7 protein-coding genes and 1 pseudogene are annotated in these 8,694 nt (G+C 73.3%); all 8 read left to right on the top strand.

Translation table 11 applies throughout. The annotated features are described in order from the left end of the window. A pseudogene (locus ACI379_RS12225) lies at positions 1 to 291 on the top strand (ABC transporter ATP-binding protein); the annotation flags it as partial. Beyond that, complete coding sequence (locus tag ACI379_RS12220; RefSeq protein ID WP_439792366.1) at positions 288 to 1,085, top strand: ABC transporter permease; 798 nt, start codon at positions 288 to 290, stop codon at positions 1,083 to 1,085. The pseudogene ACI379_RS12225 and the gene ACI379_RS12220, both read left to right, overlap by 4 nt. A gap of 92 nt (positions 1,086 to 1,177) precedes the next feature. Further along, positions 1,178 to 2,335 carry an ABC transporter substrate-binding protein gene (locus ACI379_RS12215; RefSeq protein WP_439792365.1) on the top strand — a complete coding sequence of 386 codons (1,158 nt, stop codon included), beginning with the start codon at positions 1,178 to 1,180 and terminating at the stop codon, positions 2,333 to 2,335. Between the two features lie 88 nt (positions 2,336 to 2,423). Beyond that, entirely contained in the window at positions 2,424 to 3,485 is a 1,062-nt protein-coding gene (locus ACI379_RS12210; protein WP_439792364.1) for a hypothetical protein, read from the top strand. Continuing rightward, positions 3,482 to 4,912, top strand: coding sequence for an aldehyde dehydrogenase family protein (locus ACI379_RS12205; protein ID WP_439792363.1), 1,431 nt, complete (start codon positions 3,482 to 3,484; stop codon positions 4,910 to 4,912). The genes ACI379_RS12210 and ACI379_RS12205 overlap by 4 nt, the downstream gene beginning before the upstream one ends. 14 nt (positions 4,913 to 4,926) lie before the next feature. Then, positions 4,927 to 6,216, top strand: a complete 1,290-nt coding sequence (locus ACI379_RS12200; protein WP_439792362.1) for an aspartate aminotransferase family protein — start codon at positions 4,927 to 4,929, stop codon at positions 6,214 to 6,216. Beyond that, positions 6,213 to 7,637, top strand: a complete 1,425-nt coding sequence (locus ACI379_RS12195) for an amidohydrolase family protein (protein WP_439792361.1) — start codon at positions 6,213 to 6,215, stop codon at positions 7,635 to 7,637. Before ACI379_RS12200 ends, ACI379_RS12195 begins: the two co-directional genes overlap by 4 nt. Then, on the top strand, positions 7,634 to 8,694 hold a 1,061-nt coding region (locus ACI379_RS12190), incomplete at its 3' end, for a phytoene desaturase family protein (protein WP_439792360.1). The genes ACI379_RS12195 and ACI379_RS12190, both read left to right, overlap by 4 nt.

Genomic DNA, 8,694 nt, shown 5'->3' with positions numbered 1-8,694 from the left:
CTCTTCGACGAGCCGTTCGGCGCCCTCGACGAGATCACCCGCGGTCGCCTCCAGCTGGTCCTGATGGACCTCTTCCTCTCCCGCAACTTCGCCGGCCTGTTCGTCACCCACTCGGTGGAGGAGGCGGTCTTCCTCTCCACCCGCGTCGTGGTGATGTCGGCCCGTCCGGGCCGGATCGTCGACGAGTTCGAGATCCCGTTCGAGTTCCCGCGCAGCCTCGACCTGCGCTACACGTCCGAGTTCGCCGACCTTGCCGGTCGCGTGGCCAAGGCTCTGGAGGCCGCCTCATGACCAGGCTCCGTACGACGGCCGGCACCGTGCTGCCGCCGCTCGCCGTCCTGCTGCTCGTGGTGGGGGTCTGGTACGTCGTCTCCGGCTCCGTCCTCGACGAGACCGAGGCGTTCCTGCTGCCGCCGCCGCACGAGCTGCTCAGCGACGCGCTGCTGGTCCCGGAGATCCGCTCCGACATCCTCGCCGCGACGTGGGTGACGACCAAGACGGCCCTCTTCGGGCTCGGCGTCTCCCTCGTGCTGGGGCTCGCCGCCGCCGTCGCGATGTCGCAGGCCCGCTGGGTGGAGCGCTCGCTGTACCCGTGGGCGGTGTTCCTGCAGACGGTGCCGATCCTGGCGATCGTGCCGCTGATCGGCTTCTGGTTCGGGTACGAGATGTTCGCCCGGGTGCTGGTCTGCGTGATCATCAGCCTCTTCCCGCTGATCATCAACCCGCTGCAGGGTCTGCTCGGCGCCGACCGCGGCCTGCACGACCTGTTCACCCTGTCGGGCGTCTCCTCGTTCGGCCGGCTGCTGCGGCTGCAGATCCCCGCAGCCCTGCCCGACATCTTCGTCGGCCTCCAGGTCGCCGCCGGCCTGTCGGTGGTCGGCGCCACGGTCGGTGACCTCTTCTTCGGACGGGGCGCCATCGGGCTGGGGCTGCTGATGCAGCGGTACTCCTCGCGGCTGCAGTCCGCGGAGCTGCTGGCCACCGTGCTGGTGACCTGCCTGCTCGGCCTGGCCGTCTTCTGGTTCTTCGGCGCGCTCGGTCGCCGGATGGTGGGTTCCTGGTCGGTTGCCTGGGGCGCGAAGTAGCTCCCGCCCCCTGCAGCACCCGATCCGTCCCACCTCGATCCGGCCCGGACACCCCGGCCGGCTGCTTCCCGCACCCCTGGAAAGGAACGTCCATGCACGCACGTCCCCGGTTCCGCTCTGCCAAGCGCCCGCTCGCCCTGGGCTCGAGCCTCCTGATCGCCTCGCTGGCCCTGACGGCCTGCGGCGGCGAGGAGGAGTCCGCCCACGACGCCGGCGAGGGCATCCTCAGCGCGGCCTGCCCCGAGACCGTCGTCTTCCAGTCCGACTGGGAGCCGGAGGCCGAGCACGGCGGGATGTTCCAGCTGCTCGGTGACGAGTACACGATCGACGCCGACGCGAAGCTGGTCTCGGGGCCGCTGATGTCGGGCGGCGAGAAGACCGGCGTCACCATCGAGATCCGCAACGGTGGCGCCACCGTCGGCTACCAGTCGGCCCAGTCGATGCTCTACCAGGACCGCGACATCCTGCTCGGCTACGGCCGCATCGGCGACCAGGTCGTCGCCCAGGCCGACACCCCCGTCACCGCCGTGATGGCCACCATGAACAAGAGCCCGTACGCCATCTACTGGGATCCCGAGACGTACCCGGACGTGAAGGGGATCGCGGACCTCAAGGAGGCCGGCGCCACGGTCAACGTGGGCAGCCTCCCGGAGACCTGGATCGACTACCTGGTCGGCGAGGGCGTGCTGGACGAGAAGCAGCTGGACCGCTCGGACGCCCCCAAGCCCGCCACCTTCGTCGCGGCCAAGGGCAAGCTCGCCGAGGCGGGCTTCATCACCGCCGAGCCGTTCATGTACGAGCACGAGATCGCCGAGTGGGGCCGCCCGGTCGCCGGCCAGATGGTCGCCGACGCCGGCTACCCGGAGTACTTCCAGGCGATCTCCGTGCGTGAGGCCGACGTGGAGGCGCAGGCCGACTGCCTGGAGAAGCTGGTGCCGGTGCTGCAGCAGGCCCACGTCGACTACGCCAACGACCCCAGCGCGACGAACGACCTGATCATCGAGCTGGTCGAGGAGTACGACACCGGCTGGGTCTACACCCTCGAGGGCGGCGAGTACGCCCACCAGAAGGCCCTCGACCTGGGCATCGTCGCCAACGGCGTCGACGGCGCGATCGGCTCCTTCGAGGCTGAGCGCGTGCAGACCCTGATCGACATCGTCGACGAGTACACCGAGGCCGACATGGAGGGCGTGACGCCCGAGAGCGTCATGACCAACGAGTTCATCGATCCCGAGATCGGACTCGACTGAGAGCTGGCCCGCCCGGCAACCCCCGTGCCGGGCGGGCCTCCCCTTGCTCCGTCCTGGAGCGAGAACCTGCCACCGAAGGATCCACCGCATGTCCCCCACCGCCGCCGACCTGCACCCCTCCGCCCGTCTGGCCTCGTCCGAGCGCAAGATCCGCGACCCGTTCCAGCTCGACCCGACGATGTGCTTCTACTCCCCCCAGACCAACGTGGCCGCGCTGGAGCACCCGCGGGTGCAGGAGTGGCTGTCCTTCGTCACCACCGGGTGGGAGCCGACCGAGGTCCCCGGCGCGGACGCCGGGCGGATCGCCCTGCTGGTGCCGTGCACGAAGTACAAGCCGTACTTCACGAGCCGGGAGCACCGCGCGGTCAACGGCGCGCTGCTGGCCGCGGGCTGGCAGCCGTCGCGGCCGTACGACGGTCCGGCCGAGCTCACCTCCGTCCTCGACGAGGGCGAGAACCCCGACGTCCTGGCGTACGCGCCGCTGGTGCGCGACGGCGTCGTCCTGGACCGGTTCGTGATCTCCGAGCCGATGGGCCTGGTGCCGTACGAGCACACGATGTACCACCGCGGCGAGCAGTCGCCGGCGACCTCGTACGACGACCCGGGCCTCTTCGCGGGGCGTGGCACGTCGGTCTCCCCCGAGCGCGACGACTGCACCGCCACCGAGCGCGCCGACGGCACCTGGGCGTGGGGCCCGGGCGAGCGGGCCGCGTACGTCGAGATGCACAACGCGATGGCGGACGTGATCGTCTCCGTCCTGGACCGTGTGGGGGGCCGCTACGACCACGTCCTCGGCTGGGTGTCGCCCGGCCTGACGCACCGCAGCTTCCTGGCCGACACCGCGTTCCGTCCCGGTGACGGTCTGCCGTCGAGCCGCCGCGGCCCCGACGGTCCGCTGCCGCTGCGTGGTGTGCTGGACGCGCTGCCGGGCGCGGTGGAGATCCTGCCGACCCGCGCCCAGACCGACGCCGCCCGCGCGGCGCTGCCGGACCGTCTGGCCCGCGAGGGCCGCAAGAGCACGCCGGGCGCGGCCAACGCCGTCTTCGCCCGCGGCGACGGCAACGACACCCCGCTCGGCCTGCCGGAGCTGACCGCGGCGCTGGTGGCCCGGATCGACGAGGTCGCCCAGGGCGTCGGGGCGGCCCGATGAGCGCCCGCACCATCTCCACCGTCGACGGTGCCGCGCTCGGTGAGGTCACCGTCGTCGAGCCCGACGCGGTTCCCGGCATCGTCGCCGCCGCCCGTGAGGCCCAGCCGTTGTGGGCGGCCGCGGCGCCGTACCAGCGGGCCGCGCTGCTGCACGCCGCCGCCGACGAGCTGGCCACGATGGTCGACGACCTGGCCGTCCTGCACTCCCGGGAGTCCGGCAAGATCGCGCCGCAGGCGCACCACGAGGTGCTGGGGGCGGTCAACCTGCTGCGCCGCAACGCCGACCTCGGCCGCCTGCAGGCCGGCGAGCTGGCACCGACCGGTTCGCTGCCCGGGGGCGAGCAGGACCTGACGCTGGTCGAGCGGGTGCCGCTCGGTGTCGTGGTCGCCGTGATCCCGTTCAACTTCCCCGTCGAGCTGACCATGGAGAAGGCGGCCGCCGCGCTGGCGGCCGGCAACACGGTCGTGGTGAAGCTGCCGCCGCAGAACCCGCTGACCACCTCCGCCGTCCTCGACGTGCTGGCCCGCCACCTGCCAGTCGGCGTCGTCCAGCAGGTGTACGCCGACCTGCCCGCCTCGGCCGCGCTGGCCGCCGCCGACGGCGTGGACGCGGTGTCGCTGACGGGTTCGGTGGCCGCCGGCCAGGCCGTGGCCGCCGCGACCGCGACGACGCTGCGTCCGCTGCACCTGGAGCTGGGCGGCAACGGGGCCGCGATCGTGCGCGCCGACGCCGACCTGGACCACGTGGTCGCCGAGTGCCTGCGCGGCCGGCTGCTGATGAACGGTCAGGCGTGCGCCGCCACCAAGCGGGTCCTCGTGCACGCCTCGGTCGCCGCCGAGCTGACCGAGCGGCTGGTCGCGGCGCTGGCCGATGTCAAGCCCACCGACCCGCTCGCCGAGGGAGCCCGTCTGGGCCACCTCATCGACGCCGGTGCCGCCGCCCGGGTGGAGGCGCAAGTGCAGCACGCGGTCAGCCAGGGCGCGCGGCGCGTGCTCGGCTCGCCGCCGGACGGGGCGTTCTTCGCGCCGACGGTGCTCGCCGGCGTCCCGGCCTCCGCGGACGTCATGCACGACGACGAGATCTTCGGCCCCGTGTGGCCGGTGCACGCGTACGAGTCCGACGAGGACGCCGTCGCGCTGGCCAACGACACCACGCTCCGCCTGACCGCGGCCGTGTTCAGCGCCGACGTCCCGACCGCGCTGGCGATGGCCGCGCGCCTCGACTTCGGTGGCGTCGTCGTCAACGGCACCAACAACTACCGGCCCCCGGTGGTGCCGTTCGGCGGCGTCGCCCTGGCCGGCGCCGGCCGCGAGGGCATCGGCTGGAGCCTCGACGAGCTGACCCGTACGAAGTTCACCGCCGTCCGCGGGATCCGCCCCGCCGGCGTGGCTCCGGTGCCGTCCCACCCTCTCCCCTCTTCCTGCTGACCCGGAGTACGACCATGACCACCACTGCATCTCCCGCCTCCCCCGCGACGACCGCCGGGCCCACGACTGTCGAGCCCACGACTTCCGGGCCGACGATGAGCGCGGCGGAGGCCGAGGCGTACCGCGACCGCTTCGTCTCCCGCCTCTCCCAGACCGTCCCGGGCCGCAAGGAGTTCGTCGTCTCCCGCGCCGAGGGCTGCTCGGTGTGGACCGCCGACGGCCGCGAGTACCTCGACATGACCTCCGGCATCGGCGTCGCCAACGTCGGCCACTGCCACCCCGCGGTCACCGCCGCCATCCAGGCGCAGGTCGCGACGTACGCCCACGTCAACGTGTACGGCCGCTTCGTCGTCCCCGAGCAGGTCGAGCTCGTCGAGCGCCTCACCTCGGTCGCCGGCGACCTCGACATGGCGTACCTGACCTCCTCGGGCGCCGAGTCCACCGAGTGCGCGCTCAAGCTGGCCCGCAAGCACACCGGCCGCCCCAAGTTCGTCGCGTTCGAGCGCAGCTACCACGGCCGTACGCTCGGCGCTCTGTCGGTGAGCTGGCGCGAGGAGTGGCGCAAGCCGTTCGAGCCGCTGCTCGGCGAGGTCGAGTTCGTGCCGTACGACGACCTGGAGGCCGCCGCGGCCGCCATCGACGACCGGACGGCCGCGGTGATCGTGGAGCCGATCCAGGGCGAGGGCGGCATCCGGGTGCCCTCGGAGGAGTTCCTGCCGGGGCTGCGCCGCCTGTGCGACGAGGCCGGCGCAATGCTCATCGTCGACGAGGTGCAGGGCGGCATGGGCCGCTCGGGCGAGTGGTTCGCGCACCAGCACTTCGGCGTGCAGCCCGACATCATCACGATGGCCAAGGCGGTCGGCGGCGGACTGCCGCTGGGCGCGGTCCTGGCCCGCAGCCACGTCTTCGACACGTTCACGAACCCGCCGCTGAGCCACCTCACCACGATGGGTGGCAACCCGGTCTCGTGCGCGGCCGGCATCGCCGCGTTCGACCTGCTCGCCGACGGCCTGCTGGAGCACACCCGCGAGGTGGGGGCGTACCTGCGCGCCGGGCTCGAGGGCCTGGCGACCGAGTTCCCGACGCTGCTGGTCGACGTCCGCGGGCGCGGCCTGTGGCTGGCCGTCGAGCTCTCCGTCGACGCCAACCCGGTCGTGGGCCGCCTGCAGGAGCTGGGCGTGCTGGCCGGCTCGGTGCTCAACCAGTCCGGGACGATCCGGATCATGCCGCCGCTGGTCATCACCGACGAGCAGGTCGACCACTTCGTCGCGACCCTGCGCACCGTGCTGGCGGAGCTGGCATGAGGGGGGAGTTCCTGCTGCGCGGGGCGTACGTCCTGACGATGGCGGGCCTGCCCGGACCGACCGAGCGCGACCGTACGCCCGTCGCGCAGCTGCACGGTGTCGTCGTGGACGGCGCGGTGCACGTGGCCGACGGGGCGGTCGTCGCGGTGGCGTCGTACGCCGACCTGGCCGCCGAGCACCCGGACCTGCCCGTCCACGGCGACGGCACCGGCATCGTGTTGCCGGGCCTGGTCTCCACCCACACGCACCTGTCGGAGTCGCTGGCCACCGGGATGGGCTCGGAGCTGAGCCTGTTCGAGTGGGGCGAGCGCATCGTGGGCCCGCTGGGCAACGTGCTGACCCGCGAGGACGCCGCCGAGGGCACCGCGCTGCGGGCGGTCGAGATGCTGCTGAGCGGCGTCACCACCGTCAACGACATGTTCTGCCACACCCACCACGGCTCGCTGGCCAGCCTCGGCGTGGTCGACGGGCTGGTCCGCGCGGGCCTGCGCGGCGTCGTCTCGTACGGCGCGGAGGACACCGGGCTCGCGGAGCCGGGGTCGGCGGAGGCTGAGGCGATCGTGGCCGACGTGGTCGCCGAGCACCTGGCCCTGGCCGGGCACGCCGCGGACGCCGACCTGGTGGAGTTCCGCCTCGGCTTCGGCACGCTGCTGGGCCAGACCGACGCGCTGCTGGAGCGTGGCGTCGAGCTGTGCCGCGAGCACGGATGGGCGGTGCACACGCACCTGGCGGAGGTCCGCGAGGAGGTCACCGAGGCCCGGCACCGGTGGGGTCGCCGTACGGTCGAGCACGCCGAGGCAATCGGTCTGCTCGACGCCCCGGTGGTCGCCGGGCACGGCATCTGGCTGACCGAGACCGACATCGCGACCCTGGTCCGCAAGGGCGTGGCCGTCGCGCACTCGCCAGTCGCCAACATGATCCTCGGCTCCGGCGTCTGCCCGGTGCCGCGGCTGCGGGCGGCGGGCGTACCGGTGGGGATCGGAACGGACGGGGCCGCCTCCAACGACTCCCAGGACATGCTGGGCGCGGTGAAGGCGGCGGCGCTGCTGCAGAAGGTGCACCACCTCGACCCGCTGGTCCTCGACGCGCTCGACGCGTTGACGATGGCGACCATCGACGGCGCCCGGGCGCTCGGGCTGGACCACCTGGTCGGCTCGATCGAGCCCGGCAAGCGGGCCGACCTGGTGCTGCTGCAGGACACCGTGGACGTGTCGGTGCTGCACGACCCGGTCAGCCAGGTCGTGTACGGCGCCTCGCCGCGGTCGGTGCGTGACGTGTGGGTCGACGGCGTGCAGGTGGTCGCCGACCACGCGTGCACCACGGTCGACGAGGCCGCGCAGGTCGAACGCTGCCGTCCCCTGGTACGCCGCATCGGGCACGACTCGGGTCTGGTCGCGGCCGGACACTCGGTGGTGCGGTGAGCGGCGTGGCTCGTACGGTCGCGGTCGTCGGCGGCGGGCACAACGCGCTGGTGGCGGCCGTACGGCTGGCCCGCGCCGGCGCTGACGTGACGGTCCTGGAGCGCGGCGAGGAGGCCGGCGGCTGCCTGTGGACGCAGACCACGGCCGACGGCGTGCTCGTGGAGCGCGGCGCGTGGGAGCACGGCGGGGTCCGCGACGTCGCCGAGGGCCTCGGTCTGGCCGAGGTCGGTCTGACGTACGAGGACCACCCGCTGCTCGCGGGGTTCACCTTCGGCGACGGCACGCAGCGGCTCTTCCACGCCGACCTCGGGACCACGCTCGCCGGTCTGCGGTCGGACGGGCTGGGGTCGGACGCCGGTGCGTACGCCGAGCTCGCCGAGACGGCGGGCACGCTCTTCGGGATGCTGGACGCGTTCGCGACGCCGCCGACGATGACCCAGGTGGCCGCGGCGCTGTCGACGTTGCGTGGCGGGGACGCGCTGTTCCGCACGCTGACCTCCTCGGCGCAGACGGTGCTGGAGACGCGGCTGGTCGACCCGTACCTGCGCTCGGCGCTCGGGTTGTACGCCTCGCACGCGCAGGTGCCGGTGTGGGCGCCCGGGTCAGGGATGTTCGCGTTCCTGCTGCCCGGCAGCCACGGCTCGCGGCCGGCGCGGCCGGTGGGCGGGTCGCGGGCCCTGGCCGACGCGCTGGTCTCGGCGCTCGAGGCGGCGGGCGGGGTCGTGCGTACCGGCGCGGAGGTGGTCGGTCTGGCCAGCGACGGCGACGGCGCGCTCGTCACGTTGGCCGACGGGTCGCAGCTGACCGTGGACGCGGTGGTGTCGTCGGTGGACCTGGCGCGGACGGTCTCGTGGCTGGACGACGCGGCGCCGGCGACCCGGGCGGCCGCGCACGGGCTGCACTCGGGCCAGCTCAACGTGTGCGAGCTGACGGTCTCGGTGGTGACGTCGAAGGCCCCGGCGGTGCCGGCGCTGGCGGCGGACCCGCGGGCGGTGTGGTTCGCGATCGACCGGCACGAGGACCTGGGGCACAGCTTCGGGCACGTGCTCGCGGGTCA

It is taken from the genome of Nocardioides sp. (genome assembly GCF_051876515.1).
Lineage (GTDB): Bacteria > Actinomycetota > Actinomycetes > Propionibacteriales > Nocardioidaceae > Nocardioides.
The sequence above is the reverse complement of the archived record's forward strand: the minus strand, read 5'-3'. Positions and strand labels throughout refer to the sequence as shown.